The sequence below is a fragment of the Kitasatospora papulosa genome, assembly GCF_000717245.1.
Lineage (GTDB): Bacteria > Actinomycetota > Actinomycetes > Streptomycetales > Streptomycetaceae > Streptomyces > Streptomyces papulosus.
Genome location: NZ_JNYQ01000004.1, coordinates 660,984 through 683,974 on the forward strand (window position 1 = coordinate 660,984; position 22,991 = coordinate 683,974).

Genomic DNA, 22,991 nt, shown 5'->3' on the forward strand with positions numbered 1-22,991 from the left:
GTACGGGAAGGGGCGGGGCGGGGCGGTGTCACGCGACGCGGCGCAGGGCGTCGGCCGGGCGCAGCCGGGAGGCCCGCCAGCCGCCGAAGGCTCCCGCGACGAGTCCGCCGGCCACCGCGAGGGCGACGGCGACGAGGATCGTGGTGAGGGAGACCGGTGCGGTCAGCGCGATGTCGAGGGTCCTGGACGCGGTCTGACGGCCGGGGCCGCCTCCGCCCATGGGGCCGCCGCCGCCCATGCCGCCGCCTCCGCCGCCCGAGGAACCGAGCTGGGCGGTGAGGGTGGGGCTGACGGCGGTCACGGCGTAGGCACCGGCGAGGCCGACGGCGATACCGAGGACACCGCCCATCAGGCCGTTGACCAGGGCTTCGCCGATCACCTGGCGGGTGACGCGTCCGCTCTTCCAGCCGAGGGCCTTGAGGGTGCCGAACTCGCGCACACGGCGGCTGACCGCGGAGGAGGTCAGCAGGCCCGCGACGAGGAACGCGGCGACCAGGACGGCGATCGAGAGCCACTTGCCGACGCTGGAGGCCAGGTCGGAGGCGGTGGAGAGGGAGCCGGACACCGTGTCGGCGAGGTCGGCGGAGGTGGTGACCGTCGTACCGGAGACGTTCTTCTGGATGGCGGCCTTGACGGTGTCGATCTGCTGGGAATCGGCGGCCTGGACGTAGACCGTGGTGATCTTGTCCTTGGAGTCGGCGACGGTCTGCGCCTGCTTCAGCGGGATGTAGACGTCGGCGGCGGCGTCGCCGCTGTCCGCGGTGGAGACGCCCACGATCGTGTAGGCGGTGCCGGAGACGGTGACCGTCTTGCCGACCGCGAGTTCCTTCTCCTTGGCGTAGGCGGAGTCGACGACCGCGACCTCGGCGTCGGTCTCGGACGCCTTGAACGTACGGCCCTCGGTGATCCTGGAGGAGGTAAGCGGGCCGAGGTCCTGCTGGGTGACGTCGGTGCCGTACACGGTGAAGGAGTTGACGTCGAAGGAGGCGCCGCCGCCCTCGACCCGGCCCTGCGGCTGGCCTCCGCCGCCCTGGCCGCCGCCGGGGCCGCCCTGGCTCTGCCCCGAGCTCTCGTCCTGCTTGAACTCGCCGCGCTTGAACTGGCCGTCGACCTTCATGACCGTCAGGCTCAGCCCGCCGACGGCGTTCGCGACGCCGTCCTGCTCGCCCACCGTGTCGACGGTGCCGGCCGCGAGCGTCTGGAAGCCCTGGACCATGACCCGGTCCGTGCTCTGGGTCGCGTCGTCGTCCTCGGCGTCGAACTCGAACCGGGGACGCTCGGTGCCTCCGGAGCCCTGGGCGGCCGCGGCCTTGGTCACCGTCATGTCCGTGCCCAGGCCGTACAGCGATTCCAGGACCTTGTCCTGGGCCTTGCTCATGCCGACGGAGACCGAGCTGACGATGATGACCAGCGCAATGCCGAGGGCGAGCCCCGAGGCGACGACGAGCGCCGCCTTTCTGCGGCGGCGCAGCTCGCGCCGGAGGTAGGTGAAGAACATGGCGCGAAGGTATGGAGCGGGCGTGATGAGGAGTTAAGTCTCCGATGAGAGCTGGATGAGAACGCCTGCCGCCCGCACACGCCGAAGGCGGCGGCACCCGGATCGTCCGGATACCGCCGCCTTCGTGCGGGGAGAGGAGTGCGCCTTCGGGATCAGGCGGCGGAGCCCGCCGTCCACTCCGACCAGCTCATATTCCAGCCGTTGAGGCCGTTGTCGGGAGCGATGGTCTTGTCGGGGCTGTTCTTGACGATGACCAGGTCACCGATCAGGGAGTTGTCGTAGAACCAGGCGGCCGGCGTGTTGGCGTCGCCGGCGCCCTTCGTGTCGGAGAGGCCGACGCAGCCGTGGCTGGTGTTCGCGCTGCCGAAGATCGACTTCGCGCCCCAGTAGTTGCCGTGGATGAAGGTGCCCGACGTGGACAGCCGCATGGCGTGCGGCACGTCCTTGATGTCGTACTCGCCCTTGCCGTCGTCGTCCGTGAAGCCGACCGTCGAACCGTCCATGCGGGTCTCCTTGAACTTCTCGGAGATCACCATCTGGCCGTTGTACGTCGGGTTGTCGGAGGATCCGGAGGAGATCGGGATGGTCTTGACGGTCTTGCCGTCCCGGGTGACGGTCATCGTGTGCGCCTTGGCGTCCACGGTGGAGACCTGGTTGCGGCCGACCTTGAAGGTCACCGTCTTCTGCTGGACACCGACGACGCCGTCGGCGCCCTCGACGCCGTCGAGGGACAGCTTCAGGGTGACGGTGGAGCCGCCCTGCCAGTAGTCCTCGGGGCGCAGGTCCAGACGCTGGTTGTTGAACCAGTGCCCGACGACCTCCTGGCCGCTGCTCGACGTGACCTTGATGCCGTCCTGGACGGCCTTCCGGTTGGTGATCGCCTTGTTGAAGTTGATCGAGACCGGCATCCCGACGCCGACGGTGGAACCGTCCTCGGGCGTGAAGTTCCCGATGAAGCTGTTCTCGGGCGAGACCGTGGTGAAGGAGCTGTTGGCGTGCGCCTGACGGTCCTTGGAGTCGGCCGCCGTGGCGCTGATCTTGTACGTCGTCGAGCGCTCGAGCTGACCGCTGGGCTTCCAGCTGGAGCCGTCGGCCGCGAGGCTGCCCTCGACCGCGTCACCTTCGGCCGTGGTCATGGTGACCTCGGTCAGCTTGCCCTTGGCGACGGTGACGATCGCGGCGTTGTTGATGCTCGCGTTGGTCGCGCCGTTCTTCGGCGCGATCGTTATCTGCGCCTCGGAGGTGTCCTTGGCGGCCGCCTCGTCCACCTGCGACTGTGACGTCTTCGAGCTGTCGGTGCTCGCGCCCGTGTTCGTACCGCCGTCGTCGCTGCAGGCAGAAAGCACCAGAACGCCGCCGAGCAGTGCGGACGCGGCCATGAGGCCCCTGCGCCGCTTGCTGTCCGTCATCACACGCTTCTCCATCGTTGCCGATTCCCCAAGATCCCCGGACAGGGTCGCCCGACGGCGACTCCCCGTCAATGTTCCAAGAACACCGCGACCGGGTCTTCCGTTCCACATCCGGCAAGGATGTGGGGAACACCACTCATCGACGCACCCGGGGCCGCGGCGGTTCCCGCCACCTCCGAGGAGTGCCTTCCGGGCCTCAGCGTTCCGTGCGCCCGCCACCTTCTTCGTCGTCGGTCTCATTGTCCTCGATCCCGTAGTACTCCTGGTCCCCGTCCTCTCCGGCGGCCCAGTCCTCGGCGTCGGGGTCGTAGTCGATCGTCTCGCTGCTCCAGGAGGCCTGTGCGAGCGCGACACCGGGCACCTGGCCGACCAGGTCGAACGGGTCGATCAGCGAGGCGAGGGCCTCCGCTGCGTCTTCCCTGACGGCCTCCTCGGCATGCGTGCGTTCCTCGGGGGACTCGTCGGCGGGTGTGCTGCCGGGGGCGGTGAAATCGGCGGCGATGCTCTCCAGTGCCGTGCCGGTGAGGGCGTCCGCGTCGCTGATCTCCAGCACCATCTCCACGCGAAGCCGAACAAATGAGGGTGTCTCCGAAGTGCTCATACGCCGGAGCGTAAGGCCCCCCGCACCTGCGACTTTCCTCCGACCCGCTGCTTTGCTTAGCATCGGCCCGCAGGGCTAACTGATGGTTGTCGCAAGGGGATCGATTCTGTGTCCATGGCTCGTCGCACGCTGCTGACCACCACGGCGGCAGGCACCCTGCTCTGTGCTCTCTGGTTCGTACCCTCCGCCAACGCGACCGGCGGGACAGAGACGCGGAGCGGTTCCACCGGCTCGTCCGCCGCTTCCTCCACCGTCTCCTCCGGTGAGGTCCGACAGGCCTCCGTCACCGGGGAGTTGAGCACCGGGGACAGGCTGGCCGACACCGGGGCGGGCGTCGACACGACGCCCTATCTGATCGGCGGCACGCTCTCCCTGTGCGTCGGCGCGGGATTCGTCGCGTACTCGGTACGCCGGGGCGGCACGCTGAGCACCGGCCTCTGAGAGGTAGGTGAGGGCTGCCGCACCCCGGGGTGCGGCAGCCCTCACGTGTACGGGGTCAGTCCAGTGGGCCGGTCACCGCTTCCACGGCCCCGACGAGCCCGCCCTCCCGTACGAACGCCTCGGCGGCGGCCAGGTCCGGCGCGAGGAAACGGTCCGGCCCGGGTCCCTGGACACCGGCGGCCCGCAGCGCCTCGATGACGGCCAGCGTGGCGGGCGCGGGGCTCAGGCCCTCCGCGATCCGCAGCTCGACGGCGCGCGTGGCGGCGTACAGCTCGACGGCCACGATCCGCGCGAGGCCGGTGACGGCGGTACGGAGCTTGCGCGCGGCCGACCACCCCATGGACACGTGGTCCTCCTGCATCGCGGAGGACGGGATCGAGTCGACGGAGGCCGGGACCGCGAGCCGCTTCAGCTCGCTGACCAGGGCGGCCTGCGTGTACTGGGCGATCATCAGCCCCGAGTCGACCCCGGCGTCGTCGGCGAGGAACGGCGGCAGCCCGTGCGAGCGGTTCTTGTCCAGCAGGCGGTCCGTGCGGCGCTCGGTGATGGACCCGAGGTCGGCGGCGACGATCGCCAGGAAGTCGAGGACGTACGCGACGGGGGCGCCGTGGAAGTTGCCGTTGGACTCCACCCGTCCCTCCGCGGGCAGGACGACGGGGTTGTCGACCGCCGAGGCCAGCTCGCGGTCCGCGACGAGCCGCCCGTGGGCGAGGGTGTCGCGCCCGGCGCCGTTGACCTGCGGCGCACAGCGCACGGAGTAGGCGTCCTGGACGCGGGGGGCGACGTCCTGGTGGTGGCCGGTGAGGCCGGACCCTTCGAGCACCCGCAGCATGTTGCCGGCCGAGACGCCCTGGCCGGGGTGCGGACGGATGGCGTGCAGCTCCGGGGCGAGGACCCGGTCCGTGCCCAGGAGTGCCTCCAGGGAGAGGGCGGCGGTGATGTCGGCGCCGGTGTAGAGGTTCTTCAGGTCGGCGAGGGCCATCACGAGCATGCCCAGCATGCCGTCGGTGCCGTTGAGGAGGGCGAGGCCCTCCTTCTCGCGCAGTTCGACGGGCGTGATGCCGTGCTCGGCGAGGAGCTCTCCGGCCGGCCGCACGGTGCCGTCGGGGCCCTCCGCCTCTCCCTCGCCCATGAGGGTCAGGGCGCAGTGCGACAGCGGGGCGAGGTCGCCGGAGCAGCCGAGCGATCCGTATTCGTGGACGACCGGGGTGATGCCCGCGTTGAGCACGTCGGCCATGGTCTGCGCGACCTCGGGGCGTACGCCGGTGTGGCCGGAGGCGAGCGTCTTCAGCCGCAGGAACATCAGCGCGCGGACGACCTCGCGCTCGACGTGGGGGCCCATGCCCGCCGCGTGCGAGCGGACGATGTTGCGCTGCAGCTGCGCCCGCAGACCGGGGCTGATGTGCCGGGCGGCGAGGGCGCCGAAGCCGGTGGAGACGCCGTAGACCGGCTCGGGCTTGGCGGCGAGGGCGTCGACGATCTCCCGTGCGGCGGCCAGGGCCTCCACGGCGGCCGCGGAGAGCTCGACCCGGGCGCCCTGGCGGGCCACGGCGACGACGTCCTCGGCGGTGGTACCGGCCGTCCCCACCACGACTGTGTGCATATCCATATTCAGAACCCTACGGACTGAAACCCAACATGTCACCAGTGGTCGCGCGCTCGGCCCCTTACCGGTCGCCGCCGGGCGGATTGCCCCGCAGCCTGCGGCGGTCGTGGGGGGACCGGGGCGGGGAGTCGGCGAGCCGGATCACGTCACCGTCGCGCCCCGCGACCACGGGCCTCCGCGAGTGCGCCGCCTTCGCCTGGTACTGCGCGGCGTCCGCCAGCCGGAAGAGCCTGCGCGCCGACCGGACGGGGCCGATGTCGTCGCCCGTGGAGGCGACCCCGCAGGCGACGCCGTCGCCGAGCTCCAGGGAGACGGCGCGGGCGCACAGTTCCTCGGACACCCGGACGACGTCGTCCGCCGGGGGCCCCAGGGCCAGCAGGCAGAACTCGTCACCGCCCAGACGCGCGGACAGCGCGCCGGGAAGCATTGCGCCGCAGAGGGAGAGCACCGAGCCGAAACGTTCCAGCAGCCGGTCGCCGACCGCGTGGCCGTGCGTGTCGTTGACCGCCTTGAGGCCGTTCAGATCGCAGACGACCAGGCTGACCACGGCCCCCTCGGTGCGGTGCAGGTCCACCGCCTCGTCGAGCCGGAGATCGACGGCCCGGCGGTTCGCGAGGCCGGTCAGCGGGTCCGTGAAGGCCAGCTTGCGGACCTCCTCCAGCCGCTCGGTCTGCGCGATGCCCGCCGCGACGACCGCGGCGAGGACGGTCGCGAAGTCCGCGTCGTCGCGGCCGAACACCGGAGCCCCGGCCGGCCGGGCGACGTACAGCTCCCCCCAGGCGCGGCCGTGCAGCACGATCGGCGCCACCACGCAGCAGCCCCGGCCGCGCCGGCGCAGCGCGGCGACCCGCTGGTGGCAGTAGGGGCGGGCGCCCCGGGCGGGCGCACCGGCGGCCGGGGCGCCGTCGGCGGTCTCCACCCACGCGTCGGGCTCGCCACCCCCCGCCCACCGCTCGTGGAGGAACTCGGTGATCTCAGGGAACTGGTGCACGGGGTAGGCCTCGCACTCGGGGAACTCCTCCTCCCCCTCGGCCCGCTCCCCCGCGTTCACCAGCACGCGCAGCCTGCCACGGTCCCGCTCCCACACGGAGAGGGCGGCGAAGCTGCCTCCCAGCGCCTCGCACGCCCCCAGCGCCGCGGCGTGCCAGGACTCGCGCGGGGTGTGGGCCGCCGCCATCGTCTGTGCCAGCGCAACCACGGCGCGCAGCCGCGCATCATCACCGCCCATCGCCCCAGCTTAGGTAGGTTCACGATGATTTGATCAGTCGGCGGCGCTGATGATCTTCAAAAGCCTCCCCGGCTCACTCGCCGGGCCAGCTGGGCTTCCGCTTCTCGTTGAACGCGGCGACGCCCTCGGCCCGGTCGCCGGAGAAGGCCACGGACCGCCAGGCGGCGTCCTCCACCTCGAGACCGGCCCGCAGGTCCAGCCCCTGCCCCAGCCGCAGCGCCCGCTTGGCGGCCCGCAGCCCCACCGGCGAGTTCGCCGCGATACGGGCGCCGAGCGCCAGCGCCTCCTCCCGGTCCCGGCCCGCGTCGACCAGTTCGTCGACCAGGCCCAGCTCACGCGCCTCGGCCGCCTCCACCCGCCGCGCGCTGAAGACCAGCTCGGCGGCGCGCGCCGCGCCCACCCGGCGGGGCAGCAGCTGCGTACCGCCGCCGCCGGGGATGACGCCGACGGACACCTCGGGCAGGCCCACCACGGCCGTACGGTCCGCCACGATCACGTCGCAGGCCAGCGCGAGCTCGAAGCCGCCGCCGAGGGCGTAGCCGTGCACGGCGGCGACGACCGGCATGGGCAGCTCCAGCACACCGGTGTACGCCGCCCTGGCCGTGGGCCGCTGCCGGACGAGCTCGGCGTCGGTGAACGAGTTCCGCTCCTTGAGGTCCGCGCCCACGCAGAAGGCCCGCTCGTGACTGGAGGTGAGGACGGTCGCCCGCACCCCTTGATCGGCACCGAGCGCGGCACAGGCCTCGGCGATCGCGACCGCCATCGCGCTGCTCACGGCGTTCATCGCCTTCGGACGGTCGAGCACCAGCTCGGCCACGTGCTCCTGGCCCTCGTGGCGGCGTACGACGACGAACTCCCCGAACCTCTGCTCGGACGTGACACCCATGACTGCACCCCTCCGGTTAACGAGCGTTACCGGGATCCTAGGCGGGGGCGCGGCGGGCCGGTCCGTCGCGGGCGCACTCCGCCCGCACCCGCACGGGTCAGGAGGACGGCTTGCCCCGCCTGGCCAGCAGCCATGGCTCGACCACGCCCAGCCCTCGCACCGGCCGCTGCCACATCGGCTGCAGCCCGAAGCGGTACGAGGGCGGCGCGGGCTCCTCGCCCGGGCCGCGGCCCTCCTTCTCCGCCAGCCGGGCCCGCTCGGCGGCCGCCGCGGTCTCCTCGGCCTCGGAGGCGGGGGCGTCGCCGTGCTTGATGAGCTCGGCGGCGAAGGCTCCGTCGACCAGGACGGCGTCCTTCGGCGCTATCGACGTGAGCCGGCTGGCCAGGTTCACCGTCGTGCCGAACACGTCGCCCATGCGCGTGGTGACCGTGCCGAACGCGATGCCGACCCGCAGCGCGGGCATCGTCGTGTCCTGGGACATCGCCTCGACCAGCCGCAGCGCTATCTCGCCGGCCGTGCCCGCGTCGTCCGCGGCGAAGAGGACCTCGTCGCCCAGGGTCTTGATGAGCCGTCCGCCGTGCGCGGCGACCAGGTCCGCCGAGGTGGTCTCGAAGGACTCGACCAGTTCGCCGAGCTCCTCCTCCTCCAGGCGTCTGGTCAGCCGGGTGAAGCCGACCAGGTCGGCGAAGCCCACGGCGAGCCGGCGGTCGACCATCTCCTCGTCGTCCGCCGCCTGCACGACCCGGCCCGTGGCCGCGGCGAGCTGGCGCCGCCACACGTAGACCAGGAACTCCTGCAGCTCGGGCAGGAGCAGCTCGATCAGCGGATAGGTGACCTCGGTCCGGGTCATGCCGGGCTCGGGGGGCTCGGTCAGCCCTTCCAGGAAGGAGTCGATCTGCCACTCGGCGAGCCGGGCGGTCGTCTGCCCCGTCGACCGGGCCACCTGGATCGCCATCGGCTCGCTGAGCAGCCCCGCCTCCACGAGACCGGCCAGCCGGCGCAGCGCCAGGACGTCGGCCTCGGTGAGCGCCTTGGCCTGCCCGATGTCCGCGAAGCCCATGGCCCGCCAGAACCGGGAGGCCAGGTCCATGGAGACCCCGGCGGTCCGGGCCGCCTGGAACGGCGTGTAGCGGCGGTCGGCCCCCAGGATCAGGGACTCCAGCCGGATGGCGAGCGGGTCGTCGGTGGGTTCGGCCGTGTGGTCGACCTCGTGATGCGGTGTCGAGTGGACGGACGGTCCCGACGAGGGCTCCGCGCCGTCGTCGGAGTTCGTGTCGTCGACGGTCACCGGCCGCCTCCTGCCCGTTCCCTGCGCACTGCCCTGCCGATCTGTCGCTGGATCGCCTCAACGATACGGCAGGTGTGCCGTGGCTCACGTCCACGGTGGCACGGATCCGGATACCTCGTGCGCGACATCACCCGTATGTGCGGGACGCCGGTCAGGTGAGGCCTCCCCGCTCCCCGCGCAGGTGGACGATGTCGCCGGCCGACACGGGCTCCTGGATCCCGTCGCCCGTGGCCAGCACGAGCCGCCCGTCGCCGTCGATCGCGACGGCCTCGCCGACGACGGACCGGTCGCCGGGCAGCTCGGCCCGGACCGTCCGGTCGAGGGTGGCGCAGCCCGCCGCGTAGGCCGCCTGGAGCCCGCTCTCCGCCGCGTCCCCGTTCGCGTCACGCCATCGCGCGTACCACTGTTCGAGTGACCGCAGGACGGCCCTGAGCAGGGTCTCGCGGTCGGTGGAGACGGCACCGGCGAGCGCCAGGGACCCCGCGTGGGGGGCGGGGAGCTCGGCCGCGCGCAGCGACACGTTGAGGCCGATGCCGATGACGACGCCCTCCCCGGCGCGTTCGGCGAGGATGCCGCCGGTCTTGCGTTCCGTGCCGCCGATCGTCACGAGCAGGTCGTTGGGCCATTTGAGTGCCATGTCGACGCCCGCCGACTGCGCGAGGCCCGTGGCGGCGGCCACCCCCGCGAGCAGCGGCAGCCACCCCCACCGCTCGACGGGCACGCCCCCGGGGTTCAGGTAGACGGAGAGGAACAGGCCCGAACGCGGCGGCGCCGTCCAGCTCCGGTCGAGCCGCCCGCGGCCCGCGGTCTGCTCCTCGGCGACGAGGACCGTGCCCTCGGCCAGTCCGCCCCCGGCCGCCCGTACGGCGAGGTCGGAGTTGGTGGAGCCGGTCGCGTCCACGACGTCCAGCGAGGTCCACAGACCGTCGGGCCTCAGCAGCCCTCGGCGCAGCGCAGCGACGTTCAGGGGCGGCCTGTCGAGGTCCGACCAGCGGTTGTGCGGCGCATCGGGAGGTGTCATGCAACCCACATTAGGTGTGGCCAACGACGCACTGCCGAACCGTATCCCCGCCGATACGCTACGGGTCAGTAGCAAACACCCGCCGACGAGCAGGTCGCCGTCGAGCACCTATCGGTCCAGCACCCGTAACGGATGCACCAGATGTACCAGCCGTCCCCGTGACCAGGCAGGGAGCCGCCACCCGATGTCCGAGCCGCAGAGCGACATCCACACCACCGCGGGCAAGATCGCGGACCTGCAGCGCCGTATCGAAGAGGCCACACACGCAGGTTCCGCCCGTGCCGTCGAAAAGCAGCACGCGAAGGGCAAGCTGACCGCCCGTGAGCGGGTCGAGCTCCTGCTCGACGAAGGTTCGTTCGTGGAGCTCGACGAGTTCGCACGGCACCGGTCCACCAATTTCGGCATCGAGAAGAACCGCCCTTACGGGGACGGGGTCGTCACCGGTTACGGCACGGTCGACGGCCGCCCCGTCTGCGTGTACTCCCAGGACTTCACGATCTTCGGAGGCTCGCTCGGCGAGGTCTACGGCGAGAAGATCGTCAAGGTCATGGACTTCGCGATGAAGACCGGCTGCCCGGTGATCGGCATCAACGACGGCGGCGGCGCGCGCATCCAGGAGGGCGTGGCCGCCCTCGGGCTGTTCGCCGAGATCTTCCGCCGCAACGTCCACGCCTCGGGTGTCGTCCCGCAGATCTCGCTGATCGTCGGGCCCTGCGCCGGCGGCGCGGTCTACTCGCCCGCGATCACCGACTTCACGGTCATGGTCGACCAGACCTCGCACATGTTCATCACCGGCCCGGACGTCATCAAGACGGTCACCGGCGAGGACGTGGGCTTCGAGGAGCTGGGCGGCGCCCGCACGCACAACACCACGTCAGGTGTGGCGCACCACATGGCGGGTGACGAGAAGGACGCCATCGAGTACGTCAAGTCGCTGCTGTCCTACCTCCCCTCGAACAACCTCTCCGAGGCTCCGGCCTTCCCTGAGGAGGCGGACCTGGGGACCACGGACGAGGACCGCGAGCTCGACACCCTCATCCCGGACTCGGCGAACCAGCCGTACGACATGCACACCGCCATCGAGCACGTGCTGGACGACGGCGAGTTCCTGGAGACCCAGGCCCTGTTCGCCCCGAACATCATCACCGGCTTCGGGCGGGTCGAGGGCTATCCGGTCGGGATCGTCGCCAACCAGCCGATGCAGTTCGCCGGCTGTCTGGACATCGACGCGAGCGAGAAGGCCGCGCGCTTCGTCCGTACCTGCGACGCGTTCAACGTGCCGGTCCTCACCTTCGTCGACGTGCCCGGCTTCCTGCCCGGCGTCGACCAGGAGTACGGCGGCATCATCCGCCGCGGGGCCAAGCTGATCTACGCCTACGCCGAGGCCACCGTCCCGCTGATCACGGTGATCACCCGCAAGGCGTTCGGCGGCGCCTACGACGTCATGGGGTCCAAGCACCTGGGCGCGGACCTGAACCTGGCCTGGCCGACCGCGCAGATCGCGGTGATGGGCGCGCAGGGCGCCGTGAACATCCTGCACCGCCGCACCATCGCCGCCGCCGAGGACCCCGACGCCACCCGCGCCGAGCTGATCACCGGCTACGAGGACGCCCTGCTCAACCCGTACGTCGCGGCCGAACGGGGCTACGTCGACGCGGTGATCATGCCGTCCGACACCCGGGCACACCTGGTGAAGGGCCTGCGCCAGCTCCGTACGAAGCGTGAGTCGCTGCCGCCGAAGAAGCACGGCAACATCCCCCTCTAACCACGGGAGCCACCATGATCAAGGTCGTACGGGGCAATCCGACCCCGGAGGAGCTCGCCGCGGCCCTCGCCGTGGTCCAGGCACGCGCGGCGGCGGTGGCGGCGGTGCCGTCCGGGGCCCCGCTGCCGCCCGAACAGTGGTCGGACCCGGGGCGTATCGCCCGCAGGGGCGCGCTCCGGCCGGGGCCCCGGTCGTGGGCGCGGACGTACTGGCCCTCCTGACTCCGGGACCGGTGTGCGGCGCTTGAGTACGCGTACTCAGGCGCCGCAGCCGTGTCCGGGAGCACCATCGGAACCATGCTGTGGTCCGACCCCGAGAACAAGCCGCCGAAGGACCTGCGCGACGCCCAGGACATGATGCGCCGCGCGGGGCTGCTGCTGGCGCTGGCCATGGTCGTGGCGATGTTCGTGCTCGGCATCCGTTGAGCCGCCCGGGCGCGCCTACGATGGCGGGTATGACTGATCAGCGCCGCCTCGTGCTCGCCTCCGCCTCCCCCGCCCGTCTCGGTCTCCTGCGTCAGGCGGGCTTCGCCCCCGAGGTGATCGTCAGCGGTGTGGACGAGGACGCGATCGACGCCCCGACCCCCGGCGAGCTGGCGCTCGTCCTGGCCGAGGCGAAGGCCGCCGCGGTGGCGGCCCGTCCCGAGGCCGCGGGCGCGCTGGTCGTCGGCTGCGACTCGGTGCTGGAGCTGGACGGCGAGGCGCTCGGCAAGCCCGCAGACAGCGAGGAGGCCACCGCCCGCTGGAAGTCCATGCGCGGCCGGTCCGGCACCCTGCGGACGGGGCACAGCGTCATCGACACGGCCACCGGCCGTACGGTGTCCGAGACCGCGTCCACGGTCGTCAGGTTCGGCGAGCCGACGGACGCCGAGGTGGCGGCCTACGTCGCCTCCGGTGAGCCGCTCCACGTCGCCGGAGCGTTCACGCTGGACGGCCGCTCGGCGCCGTTCGTCGAGGCGATCGAGGGCAGCCACGGCAACGTCATCGGCCTCTCGCTGCCGCTGCTGCGCCGGCTGCTCGGCGAACTCGGGATCTCCGTCACCGACTTGTGGGTCTGAGCGGCGGCGTCATACCGGTGCCGGAGCCTCCGGGGCGCCGGCCTTCCCGGCTTCCGGGACGCGCCGGTCGAACGTGACCAGGGTCAGCACGATCAGCGCCAGGACGACCATCAGGAACGCGAAGGCCGGCCAGCCGATCAGCCCCACCGCCAGCGCCCCCAGCACCCCGTGGACGACCGCGCACGCGATGAGGGCGATCCGGCCGAAGCGGCCGGGGGCCCGGTCGCGTATCCCGGCCAGCAGCGGTATCAGCCCGCACAGCACGAGCAGGGCGCCCGAGACGCCCCCCATCACCCAGGTGCCGGCGACCATGGCGTCCGGGTCCATACCGGCCAGGGACATGCTCTGGTTGCCGGCGACCGTCGCCAGGACGCCGTTGACGATCACGATGCCCACGGCTTCCACGAACAGGACGATCGCGGTCACGACGGCCACTGGTCTGCGCACCACGGCACCCACCCCTTGTTACCTGTAGTACGTCCGGTACAGCGCGGACCCTACTAACCGGTAATGCATCGGACAAGGGTTCACGCACAGGACACCCCCGCGCCGCGCCCCCGCCGCGCCCGAAGCAAAGATTCCATCGGCCGTTCGTAGGGAGTCCACAAAGAAACGCCGCGCGCCGTTGACCGTCCGGACAGAGACTTGGGCCACACTTCGTGGCTACTGTGCCGTTGAGGATCCCGGCGTACCGTGGTGCGACAAGGGATTTCGCGACTCGAGCAAGCCTCGGATCACACTCCGTGTGGGCAAGTTCACTATTGGGGACGGGTCGTACGGCCGTGTCGGTAGTCCCTAAACTCAGCTTGTTCTCAAGGAGGGAGTCATCGTGCGCAAGGTGCTCATCGCCAACCGTGGCGAAATCGCTGTCCGTGTTGCTCGGGCTTGCCGGGATGCCGGAATCGCGAGCGTGGCCGTCTACGCCGATCCGGACCGGGATGCTCTGCATGTGCGCGCGGCCGACGAGGCGTTCGCTCTGGGCGGTGACACCCCGGCCGCCAGCTATCTGGACATGGCCAAGGTGCTCCAGGCCGCCAAGGACTCGGGAGCGGACGCGGTCCACCCGGGCTACGGCTTCCTCTCGGAGAACGCGGAGTTCGCCCAGGCCGTGCTGGACGCCGACCTGACGTGGATCGGCCCGCCCCCGCAGGCGATCCGGGACCTGGGTGACAAGGTCGCCGCCCGTCACATCGCCCAGCGCGCCGGTGCGCCGCTGGTGGCCGGCACGCCCGACCCGGTGTCGGGTTCGGCCGAGGTCGTGGAGTTCGCCGAGAAGAACGGTCTGCCGATCGCGATCAAGGCGGCGTTCGGCGGCGGCGGGCGCGGCCTGAAGGTCGCCCGCACGCTGGAGGAGATCCCGGAGCTGTACGACTCCGCGGTCCGCGAGGCCGTCGCGGCGTTCGGCCGGGGCGAGTGCTTCGTCGAGCGCTACCTCGACAAGCCGCGGCACGTGGAGACCCAGTGCCTGGCCGACCAGCACGGCAACGTGGTCGTCGTCTCCACCCGTGACTGCTCGCTCCAGCGCCGCCACCAGAAGCTCGTCGAGGAGGCCCCGGCACCCTTCCTGTCCGAGGCTCAGAACGCGGAGCTGTACGCGGCGTCGAAGGCGATCCTCAAGGAGGCCGGCTACGTCGGCGCCGGAACGGTCGAGTTCCTCGTCGGCGTGGACGGCACGATCTCCTTCCTGGAGGTCAACACCCGGCTCCAGGTCGAGCACCCGGTCACCGAGGAGGTCACGGGCCTGGACCTCGTCCGCGAGATGTTCCGCATCGCCGACGGCGAGGAGCTCGGCTACGGCGACCCCGCGGTCCGCGGGCACTCCTTCGAGTTCCGGATCAACGGCGAGGACCCGGGCCGCGGCTTCCTGCCCGCCCCCGGCACCGTCACCCTCTTCGCCCCGCCCACCGGTCCCGGTGTCCGCCTGGACGCGGGTGTGGAGTCCGGCAGCGTCATCGGCCCGGCGTGGGACTCGCTGCTGGCCAAGCTCGTGGTGACCGGCGCGACGCGTGAGCAGGCGCTGCAGCGCGCCGCGCGTGCGCTGGCCGAGTTCACCGTCGAGGGCATGGCCACCGCCATCCCGTTCCACCGTGCGGTCGTGGCCGACCCGGCGTTCACCGCCGACCCGTTCCGCGTCCACACCCGGTGGATCGAGACGGAGTTCGTCAACGAGATCAAGCCCTTCACGGTCCCCGCGGACCAGGACGCCGACGAGGAGTCCGGCCGCGAGACCGTCGTCGTCGAGGTCGGCGGGAAGCGCCTGGAGGTGTCCCTGCCGTCCTCGCTCGGCATGAGCCTGGCCCGTACGGGTCTCGCGGCCGGCGCGAAGCCCAAGCGCCGCGCGGCCAAGAAGTCCGGCTCCGCCGCGACCGGCGACACCCTCGCCTCCCCGATGCAGGGCACGATCGTCAAGATCGCCGTCGAGGAGGGGCAGGAGGTCAAGGAGGGCGACCTCGTCGTCGTCCTCGAGGCGATGAAGATGGAACAGCCCCTCAACGCCCACCGCTCGGGCACGGTGAAGGGCCTGTCGGCGGAGGTCGGCACGTCGGTCTCGTCCGGCGCCGCGATCTGCGAGATCAAGGACTGAGTTCTCGTTCTCAGCCACTGGGGGCCCGGCGACCGCCGGGCCCCCAGTGGCATCCTTGGTACGCGGCGCGGACACCAGGAGGACAGGGCGATGAGTACGGCACCGACACCGGCACGGCCGATGCGCGCCGACGCGCGCCGCAACCACGACCGGCTGCTGAGCGAGGCACGGACGTCCTTCGCCGCGCAGGGGACCGATGCCTCGCTGGAGGACATCGCCCGGCGGGCCGGCGTCGGCATCGGCACGCTCTACCGGCACTTCCCGAACCGCCAGGCCCTGATGAACGCGGTGTTCCAGGAGGCGCTCGGCGCACTGCTGGACCGCTCCCGTGAACTGGCCCGGGCGGACCAGCCCTGTACCGCGCTGGTGGAATGGCTGGGTGCGGTCGTCACGCATGCGGGTGAGTACCGCGGTCTGGCCCACGGGCTCATGACGGCCTCCGGGGACGAGACCTCGGAACTGACCGCATGTCACACGTCACTGCGCCGGGCGGGGGCGCAGCTGCTGACACGCGCGCAGACGAGCGGCTCGGTGCGTGCGGACGTCTCGATCGACGACCTCCTGCAGCTGACCAACGCGATCGCGCTGGCCGCCGAACAGTCCCCGGCCGATCCGGCCCTGGCGGACCGTCTGCTGCGGCTGACGCTGCGCGGCCTCAAGGCGGACCCGGCCGGCGCTGCCCGGAGCGCCTGAGCGAGGGCACCCTCCGGTGCCCGGTGTCCGTGACTACCGGCGCCGCATGTCGGCGACCCGGCCCGCCGGACCCTCCGCCATCACCGCGCTCCGCAGCTGCGGACCGATGCCTCCCGGCCCTCCGTGACCCCCCTGGGTGCGCCTCTGGCCAGGCAGCGGCATCTCCTGCCGCGCCTGCTGCCGGGTCGGCGGCAGGGCCTCACCGGCCGCGGGCTCCGCACCGGACCCCGCCACCGTGATCTCCACGCCCTGGTCGGCCAGGGCCTGCAGCTCCGTGGCCGCACGTTCGTCGTGGGCCTGCGGGTCGTCCGTCACCAGACGGGTGATCAGCTCCGTGGGCACCGTCTGGAACATGGTGTCGGAACCGAGCTTCGTGTGGTCCGCCAGGACCACCACCTCGGCCGCGGCCTGCACCAGGGCGCGGTCGACGCTCGCGGAGAGCATGTTGGACGTGGACAGGCCGCGTTCCGCGGTCAGCCCGCTTCCGGAGAGGAAGGCCCGGCTCACCCGCAGCCCCTGGAGGGACTGCTCGGCACCGCTGCCGACGAGGGCGTAGTTGCTCCCGCGCAGGGTGCCGCCCGTCATCACCACCTCCACCCGGTTGGCATGGGCCAACGCCTGGGCGACCAGGAGTGAGTTGGTGACCACGGTGAGACCGGGCACCCGCGCGAGCCGGCGCGCCAGCTCCTGCGTGGTCGTCCCGGCGCCCACCACGATGGCCTCGCCCTCACCGACGAGACCGGCCGCCATGTCGGCGATGGCCGTCTTCTCCGCGGTGGAGAGATGGGATTTCTGCGGGAAGCCGGACTCGCGCGTGAAACCACCCGGCAGGACCGCACCGCCGTGCCGGCGGTCGAGGAGTCCTTCTGCCTCCAGCGCACGCACGTCCCGCCGTACGGTCACTTCGGAGGTCTGGACGACGCGGGCGAGCTCACGGAGCGATACCGCCCCGTTGGCACGCACCATTTCGAGGATCAATTGACGACGTTCTGCAGCGAACACGAAACTGACAGTAACGTGGGCATGGGTTGCTTTTCAGCAGTTTGCGCCGAATAACAGAAGTTGTACATGGGCGGGGACCCCTGGTGGTATAGGCCCCCGCCCGAGGCGCTCCGCCCGGAAGCGCCGTCCTACTGCGGGCCTCCGCTAGGGCGCCCACCGCCGGAGCATGTCCTTCATGGCGTCCGTCATCGCGAACTGCAGCAGCGGGCCGTAGGTGATCCGCCCGACGCCGAGGCGGCGGAAGCGTTCCAGATCGTGCTTGACGGGGTGGGCCGTGGAGTTCACGGGGATGCCGACGGCTCCGGTCACCGCCGTGAGCAGGTCGTCGTCGTCCTGGATGGTCACCGGGTAGACGCTGTCGGCGCCGGCCTGTTCCAGGGCCCGCAGCCGCTCGACGGCCTCGTCCAGGACGCCTGAGGCGTCCTCCGCGTGCAGGAAGAGGTCGGTGCGCCCGTTGATCCAGACCGGGACGCCCGCGTCGTCGGCCGCCGCGCGCAGGCCCGCGACGTACTGCGCGTGCTCCTGCGTGCTGCGCACGCGTCCGCCCTCCGAGTGGACGGTGTCCTCGATGTTGAGCCCGACGCCGCCGACCTCGACGAGGCCGGCGACGAGATCCGCGGGCTTCTGGCCGTACCCGGCCTCCAGGTCCACGGACACGGGGACGTCGACCGAGGCGATGATCGGCCTGACGGCGGCGAGCACCTCCTCGAAGGTCTGGCCCTCGTGGTCGCCGGCGCCGCGGGAGTCGGCGAGCGGATGGCTGCCGATCGTCAGCGCCGGGAACCCGGCGTCGACCGCCGTCCGTGCGGACCAGGAGTCCCAGACGGTCGGGAGCACGAGCGGCTTGTACTCGGCGTGCAGCTGCTTGAGGCGTTGAGCGCGCTCAACGGTGATTCGAAGATCCATGCCCAGGACGCTACCCCCGGATCGCCACGGAAGACATGGCGACGGGCGCGGCCCGCCTGTGGCGCGGCCGTCGGTCGGTACTACGCCTCGCCCGCGCTCTTACGGGTGTGCAACTGCCGGGCCACCTCGGCGATCGAGCCGGACAGGGACGGGTACACCGTGAACGCGTTGGCGATCTGCTCCACCGTCAGGTTGTTGTCGACGGCGAGCGAGATGGGGTGGATCAGTTCGCTGGCCCTCGGGGCGACGACACAGCCGCCGACCACGATGCCGGTGCCGGGCCGGCAGAAGATCTTGACGAAGCCGTCCCGGATGCCCTGCATCTTGGCGCGCGGGTTGCGCAGCAACGGCAGCTTCACGACACGGGCGTCGATCTTGCCGGAGTCGACGTCCGCCTGGCTGTAGCCGACGGTGGCGATCTCCGGGTCGGTGAAGACGTTCGCGGAGACCGTCTTCAGGTTCAGCGGCGCCACCGCGTCCCCGAGGAAGTGGTACATCGCGATACGGCCCTGCATCGCCGCGACCGAGGCCAGGGCGAACACCCCGGTGACGTCGCCGGCCGCGTACACGCCGGGGGCGCTGGTGCGCGAGACCCGGTCGGTCCGGATGTGCCCGGAGTCCTTGAGCTGGACGCCGGACTCCTCCAGGCCCATGCCCGCGGTGTTCGGGATCGCGCCGACCGCCATCAGGCAGTGGGTGCCGGAGATGACACGGCCGTCGGCCAGCGTGACCTCGACGCGGTCGCCGACGCGCTTGGCCGACTGGGCCCGGGAGCGGGCCATGACGTTCATGCCGCGGCGGCGGAAGACGTCCTCCAGGACCGCGGCGGCGTCCGGGTCCTCGCCCGGGAGCACGCGGTCACGGGAGGAGACCAGCGTCACGCGCGAGCCGAGCGCCTGGTAGGCACCGGCGAACTCGGCGCCGGTGACACCGGAACCGACCACGATGAGCTCCTCGGGGAGCTCGTCGAGGTCGTAGACCTGGGTCCAGTTCAGGATGCGCTCGCCGTCGGGCAGGGCGTCCGGGATCTCCCGGGGGTGGCCGCCGGTCGCGATCAGCACGGCGTCGGCGGTGAGCCGCTCCTCGGTTCCGTCCGCGGCCGTCACCACGACCTGGCGGGAGCCGTCGGCGGCCTGGAGGCCGTCCAGCCTGCCGCGGCCGCGCATGACCCGGGCGCCCGCGCGGGTGACGGAGGCGGTGATGTCGTGCGACTGCGCGAGGGCGAGGCGCTTGACCCGTCGGTTGACCTTGCCCAGGTCGACACCGACGACCCGGGCGGCCTGCTCGATGTGCGGGGTGTCGTCGGCGACGATGATGCCGAGTTCCTCGTACGAGGAGTCGAAGGTGGTCATCACCTCGGCCGTCGCGATCAGGGTCTTGGAGGGCACGCAGTCGGTGAGCACCGACGCGCCGCCGAGGCCGTCGCAGTCGACGACGGTCACCTCCGCGCCGAGCTGGGCGCCGACCAGTGCCGCCTCGTAGCCGCCGGGGCCGCCGCCGATGATCACGATCCGGGTCACGAAAAGTCCGCCTCGCGTGGTGTCATCCCACGGCCGTCTGCCGCCCCGGCCGGGGGTCCGGGGGATCGCCCCGGCGTATGCAGTACGTAGTTCATTGTCCCGCACGCGCCAAGCTGCTTCGCTCCGGGGCCCTCCATACGGGAACGGGCCTGGCCGGGCCACGGCCTCCGGCCTCCGGGGGCTCGGCCCACGACAGGCCGTCGTCACCGCCGGAACCGGCACACCTCCCGTACCCTCGACCCCATGTCGCTCTACGCCGCCTACGCCGGCAACCTCGACGCGAGGCTGATGACGCGCCGCGCACCGCACTCCCCGCTGCGCAGCACGGGCTGGCTCAACGGCTGGCGGCTGACGTTCGGCGGCGAGCAGATGGGCTGGGAGGGCGCGCTGGCCACGGTGGTGGAGGCACCCCGCTCCCAGGTGTTCGTCGCGCTGTACGACCTGGCCCCGATGGACGAGGACTCCATGGACCGCTGGGAGGGTGTCGGCCTCGACGTCTACCGGCGCATGCGGGTGCGCGTACACACCCTGGACGGCGAGGAGCCGGCCTGGATGTACGTCCTCAACGGCTACGAGGGCGGGCTGCCCTCGGCCCGCTACCTGGGCGAGGTGGCCGACGCCGCCGAGTCCGCCGGCGCACCGCACGACTACGTGATGAACCTCCGCAAGCGCCCCTGCTGAGCCCCGCCCCGCACCACTTCTGTACGAATGTACGAAGAGGACCGGCCACACTCTGCACGCCCACATCTACGCGCGTAGGGAATCACCGGTTACCCTCATCCGCGTGAACGCATCTGTTATTCCGGACCACATCCAGGGCGACCCGTACGCCGCCGCCGCGGACGCCGCCGCCCGCCTGCGCGAGCTGACCGGCGCCGACACCCACGACGTCGCTCTCGTGATGGGCTCCGGCTGGGCCCCCGCCGGCGATGCGCTCGGCGTCCCGGAGGCCGAGTTCCCGGTCACCGCGCTGCCCGGCTTCCCGGCCCCGGCGGTGGAGGGCCACGGCGGCACGATCCGCTCGTACCGGTTCGGCGAGAAGCGCGCCCTGGTCTTCCTGGGCCGCACGCACTACTACGAGGGCCGCGGTGTCGCCGCGGTCGCCCACGGCGTCCGTACGGCCGTCTCCGCGGGCTGCGGGACCGTCGTCCTGACGAACGGCTGCGGCGGGCTGCGCGAGGGCATGCGCCCCGGCCAGCCGGTCCTCATCAGCGACCACCTCAACCTGACGGCCGCGTCGCCGATCGTGGGTGCGAACTTCGTCGATCTGACCGACCTGTACTCGCCGCGTCTGCGCGCGCTCTGCAAGGAGATCGACCCCACGCTCGAAGAGGGCGTGTACGTGCAGTTCCCCGGCCCGCACTACGAGACCCCGGCCGAGATCAACATGGTCCGCGTGATGGGCGGCGACCTGGTCGGCATGTCCACCGTGCTGGAGGCCATCGCGGCCCGTGAGGCGGGTGCCGAGGTGCTGGGCATCTCCCTCGTCACGAACCTGGCGGCGGGCCTCAGCGGCGAACCCCTCAACCACGAGGAGGTCCTCCAGGCCGGCCGTGACTCGGCGACGCAGATGGGCGCCCTGCTGGCGCGGGTGCTCGACCGCATCTGATCCCCGCGGGCCGGCGGCACGGAGGCCCGGCGTCCCGACCGACCGCAAGGTGCCCCACCGCAAGGCACCGCACCGCACCGCAGAAAGGCGGACACCGTGCAGCAGGACCTCATCACGCGGGCCAGGACCTGGCTCGCCGAGGACCCGGACCCCGAGACCCGCGCGGAGCTCGCCGGGCTCATCGACTCCGAGGACCTCGCCGCGCTCGCCGACCGCTTCGCGGGCACGCTGCAGTTCGGCACGGCCGGCCTGCGCGGCGAGATCGGCGCCGGGCCGATGCGTATGAACCGCTCGGTCGTCATCCGCGCGGCCGCCGGCCTGGCCGCGTACCTGAAGGCGCACGGGCAGGACGGCGGACTCGTCGTCATCGGCTACGACGCCCGCTACAAGTCCGCCGACTTCGCCCGCGACACCGCGGCGGTGATGACCGGGGCCGGCCTGCGTGCGGCCGTGCTGCCCCGCCCGCTGCCCACCCCCGTCCTCGCGTACGCCGTACGGCACCTGGGAGCCGTCGCCGGTGTGGAGGTCACGGCCAGCCACAACCCGCCGCGCGACAACGGCTACAAGGTCTACCTCGGAGACGGTTCGCAGATCGTGCCCCCCGCCGACGCGGAGATCGCCGCCGCGATCGCGGCGGTCGGCCCGCTGGACGGCGTACCGCGCCCGGAGTCGGGCTGGGAGATCCTCGGCGAGGACGTCCTGGCCGCCTATCTGGCCCGCACGGACGCCGTCCTGAGTCCCGGCTCCCCCCGGTCCGCGCGCACCGTGTACACCGCGATGCACGGCGTCGGCACGTCCGTCCTGACGGCCGCCTTCGCCCGGGCCGGATTCCCCGAGCCGGTGCTGGTCGCCGAGCAGGCGGAACCCGACCCGGCGTTCCCCACCGTCGCCTTCCCCAACCCGGAGGAGCCCGGCGCGATGGACCTGGCGTTCGCGACCGCGCGCCGGGCCGGTCCGGACCTCGTCATCGCCAACGACCCGGACGCCGACCGCTGCGCCGTCGCCGTACCGGACCCGTCGGCCGAGGGCGGCTGGCGGATGCTGCGCGGCGACGAGGTCGGCGCGCTGCTCGCCGCCCACCTGGTGGACCGGGGCGTGACCGGGGTACTGGCCGAGTCGATCGTCTCCTCCTCCCTGCTCGGCCGGATCGCGGACAAGGCGGGCCTCGGCTACGAGGAGACGCTGACGGGCTTCAAGTGGATCGCCCGTGTGGAGGGTCTGCGCTACGGCTACGAGGAGGCGCTGGGCTACTGCGTCGACCCGGAGGGCGTACGCGACAAGGACGGCATCACGGCCGCCCTGCTGGTCGCCGAGCTCGCCTCCGTGCTCAAGGAGAAGGGCCGCACCCTCCTCGACCTGCTCGACGACCTCGCGCTCGCACACGGGCTGCACGCGACGGACCAGCTGTCGGTCCGGGTCGAGGACCTGACGGTCATCGCGGACGCCATGCGGCGCCTGCGGGAGACTCCCCCGACCGCCCTGGCGGGCCTCCCCGTCACCTCGGCCGAGGACCTCTCCCTGGGCACGGACGCCCTGCCGCCCACCGACGGGCTGCGCTACCACCTGACGGGCGCGAGGGTCATCGTCCGCCCGAGCGGCACCGAGCCGAAGCTCAAGTGCTACCTGGAGGTCGTCGTCCCGGTCTCCGGCAGGGACGGGCTCCCCGAGGCCCGCGCCAAGGGTGCCGAGCTGCTCGCCGCCGTCAAGCGGGACCTGTCGGCGGCCGCCGGCATCTGACGTCCCCGGCCGTCCGGCGCCGCCGGACGCCACCTCGCCCCGGGCCGGTCCGGCGGGCGATCAGCAACGACAGCTGAACCGTCGAAACGTGTGCCCGATCGTCGCGGCCGGTTCCCCGTGGGAGCCGGCCGCGTCGGCGT

The 22,991-nt window shown here is 72.0% G+C and carries 22 protein-coding genes; 10 read left to right on the top strand and 12 right to left on the bottom strand.

The window, feature by feature from the left end:
* Positions 1-28: 28 nt before the first annotated feature.
* The 3 genes from IA22_RS0114200 to IA22_RS0114210 form a co-directional block, all read right to left on the bottom strand.
* Positions 29-1,498, bottom strand: coding sequence for an ABC transporter permease (locus IA22_RS0114200; RefSeq protein ID WP_030123825.1), 1,470 nt, complete (start codon positions 1,496-1,498; stop codon positions 29-31).
* A 152-nt stretch (positions 1,499-1,650) separates the two neighbouring features.
* Complete coding sequence (locus IA22_RS0114205; RefSeq protein WP_015578503.1) at positions 1,651-2,922, bottom strand: L,D-transpeptidase; 1,272 nt, start codon at positions 2,920-2,922, stop codon at positions 1,651-1,653.
* Positions 2,923-3,103: 181 nt separating this feature from the next.
* Entirely contained in the window at positions 3,104-3,463 is a 360-nt protein-coding gene (locus tag IA22_RS0114210) for a hypothetical protein (RefSeq protein WP_014154408.1), read from the bottom strand.
* Between the two features lie 153 nt (positions 3,464-3,616).
* Between IA22_RS0114210 and IA22_RS0114215 the strand changes: the two genes are divergently transcribed.
* Positions 3,617-3,949, top strand: coding sequence for a hypothetical protein (locus tag IA22_RS0114215; protein ID WP_030123826.1), 333 nt, complete (start codon positions 3,617-3,619; stop codon positions 3,947-3,949).
* A 55-nt stretch (positions 3,950-4,004) separates the two neighbouring features.
* Here the strand turns inward: IA22_RS0114215 and hutH are convergent, their stop codons facing one another.
* The 5 genes from hutH to IA22_RS0114240 all read right to left on the bottom strand — a co-directional run bounded on the left by hutH (position 4,005) and on the right by IA22_RS0114240 (position 9,978).
* Positions 4,005-5,552, bottom strand: a complete 1,548-nt coding sequence (hutH, locus tag IA22_RS0114220) for a histidine ammonia-lyase (protein ID WP_030123827.1) — start codon at positions 5,550-5,552, stop codon at positions 4,005-4,007.
* A gap of 64 nt (positions 5,553-5,616) precedes the next feature.
* Positions 5,617-6,783, bottom strand: coding sequence for a GGDEF domain-containing protein (locus IA22_RS0114225; RefSeq protein WP_030123828.1), 1,167 nt, complete (start codon positions 6,781-6,783; stop codon positions 5,617-5,619).
* A gap of 73 nt (positions 6,784-6,856) precedes the next feature.
* Entirely contained in the window at positions 6,857-7,669 is an 813-nt protein-coding gene (locus IA22_RS0114230; RefSeq protein ID WP_030123829.1) for an enoyl-CoA hydratase/isomerase family protein, read from the bottom strand.
* A 97-nt stretch (positions 7,670-7,766) separates the two neighbouring features.
* Positions 7,767-8,957: an adenylate/guanylate cyclase domain-containing protein gene (locus tag IA22_RS0114235; RefSeq protein WP_014154413.1), complete on the bottom strand. Its 1,191-nt coding sequence runs from the start codon at positions 8,955-8,957 to the stop codon at positions 7,767-7,769.
* A gap of 151 nt (positions 8,958-9,108) precedes the next feature.
* Entirely contained in the window at positions 9,109-9,978 is an 870-nt protein-coding gene (locus IA22_RS0114240; protein ID WP_030123830.1) for a biotin--[acetyl-CoA-carboxylase] ligase, read from the bottom strand.
* A 184-nt stretch (positions 9,979-10,162) separates the two neighbouring features.
* Between IA22_RS0114240 and IA22_RS0114245 the strand changes: the two genes are divergently transcribed.
* The 4 genes from IA22_RS0114245 (at position 10,163) to IA22_RS0114260 (ending at position 12,800) form a co-directional block, all read left to right on the top strand.
* Complete coding sequence (locus IA22_RS0114245; RefSeq protein WP_014154415.1) at positions 10,163-11,743, top strand: acyl-CoA carboxylase subunit beta; 1,581 nt, start codon at positions 10,163-10,165, stop codon at positions 11,741-11,743.
* Positions 11,744-11,757: 14 nt separating this feature from the next.
* A complete protein-coding gene (locus IA22_RS0114250; protein WP_014154416.1) occupies positions 11,758-11,964 on the top strand; it encodes an acyl-CoA carboxylase subunit epsilon in 207 nt (68 codons plus the stop codon).
* Between the two features lie 75 nt (positions 11,965-12,039).
* Positions 12,040-12,168, top strand: a complete 129-nt coding sequence (gene mmpB, locus IA22_RS38015) for a morphogenic membrane protein MmpB (RefSeq protein WP_015578495.1) — start codon at positions 12,040-12,042, stop codon at positions 12,166-12,168.
* Positions 12,169-12,188: 20 nt separating this feature from the next.
* Positions 12,189-12,800 (top strand): nucleoside triphosphate pyrophosphatase, encoded by a 612-nt coding sequence (locus IA22_RS0114260; RefSeq protein WP_030123831.1) that lies wholly within the window; start codon positions 12,189-12,191, stop codon positions 12,798-12,800.
* Between the two features lie 9 nt (positions 12,801-12,809).
* Here the strand turns inward: IA22_RS0114260 and IA22_RS0114265 are convergent, their stop codons facing one another.
* Positions 12,810-13,250 (bottom strand): hypothetical protein, encoded by a 441-nt coding sequence (locus IA22_RS0114265; RefSeq protein ID WP_014154419.1) that lies wholly within the window; start codon positions 13,248-13,250, stop codon positions 12,810-12,812.
* A 379-nt stretch (positions 13,251-13,629) separates the two neighbouring features.
* Here IA22_RS0114265 and IA22_RS0114270 point away from each other — a divergent pair, with 379 nt between their 5' ends.
* Together IA22_RS0114270 and IA22_RS0114275 are read left to right on the top strand one after the other, a co-directional pair.
* Positions 13,630-15,384: an acetyl/propionyl/methylcrotonyl-CoA carboxylase subunit alpha gene (locus IA22_RS0114270; protein ID WP_014154420.1), complete on the top strand. Its 1,755-nt coding sequence runs from the start codon at positions 13,630-13,632 to the stop codon at positions 15,382-15,384.
* Positions 15,385-15,474: 90 nt separating this feature from the next.
* Entirely contained in the window at positions 15,475-16,077 is a 603-nt protein-coding gene (locus IA22_RS0114275) for a TetR/AcrR family transcriptional regulator (RefSeq protein WP_014154421.1), read from the top strand.
* 33 nt (positions 16,078-16,110) lie between these two features.
* Here IA22_RS0114275 and IA22_RS0114280 read toward each other — a convergent pair whose 3' ends face one another.
* The 3 genes from IA22_RS0114280 to IA22_RS0114290 form a co-directional block, all read right to left on the bottom strand.
* A complete protein-coding gene (locus IA22_RS0114280) occupies positions 16,111-17,079 on the bottom strand; it encodes a DeoR/GlpR family DNA-binding transcription regulator (protein ID WP_078640114.1) in 969 nt (322 codons plus the stop codon).
* Positions 17,080-17,223: 144 nt separating this feature from the next.
* A complete protein-coding gene (locus IA22_RS0114285) occupies positions 17,224-17,985 on the bottom strand; it encodes an isocitrate lyase/PEP mutase family protein (protein ID WP_015578491.1) in 762 nt (253 codons plus the stop codon).
* A gap of 80 nt (positions 17,986-18,065) precedes the next feature.
* Positions 18,066-19,505, bottom strand: a complete 1,440-nt coding sequence (locus tag IA22_RS0114290) for an NAD(P)H-quinone dehydrogenase (RefSeq protein ID WP_014154424.1) — start codon at positions 19,503-19,505, stop codon at positions 18,066-18,068.
* Between the two features lie 243 nt (positions 19,506-19,748).
* Here IA22_RS0114290 and IA22_RS0114295 point away from each other — a divergent pair, with 243 nt between their 5' ends.
* From IA22_RS0114295 to IA22_RS0114305, 3 genes are all read left to right on the top strand, one after another.
* A complete protein-coding gene (locus IA22_RS0114295; RefSeq protein ID WP_014154425.1) occupies positions 19,749-20,186 on the top strand; it encodes a gamma-glutamylcyclotransferase family protein in 438 nt (145 codons plus the stop codon).
* 103 nt (positions 20,187-20,289) lie between these two features.
* Positions 20,290-21,114, top strand: a complete 825-nt coding sequence (locus tag IA22_RS0114300; protein ID WP_014154426.1) for a purine-nucleoside phosphorylase — start codon at positions 20,290-20,292, stop codon at positions 21,112-21,114.
* A 96-nt stretch (positions 21,115-21,210) separates the two neighbouring features.
* On the top strand, positions 21,211-22,851 hold the full coding sequence (locus IA22_RS0114305) for a phospho-sugar mutase (RefSeq protein ID WP_014154427.1): 1,641 nt from the start codon (positions 21,211-21,213) through the stop codon (positions 22,849-22,851).
* Positions 22,852-22,991 lie beyond the last annotated feature (140 nt).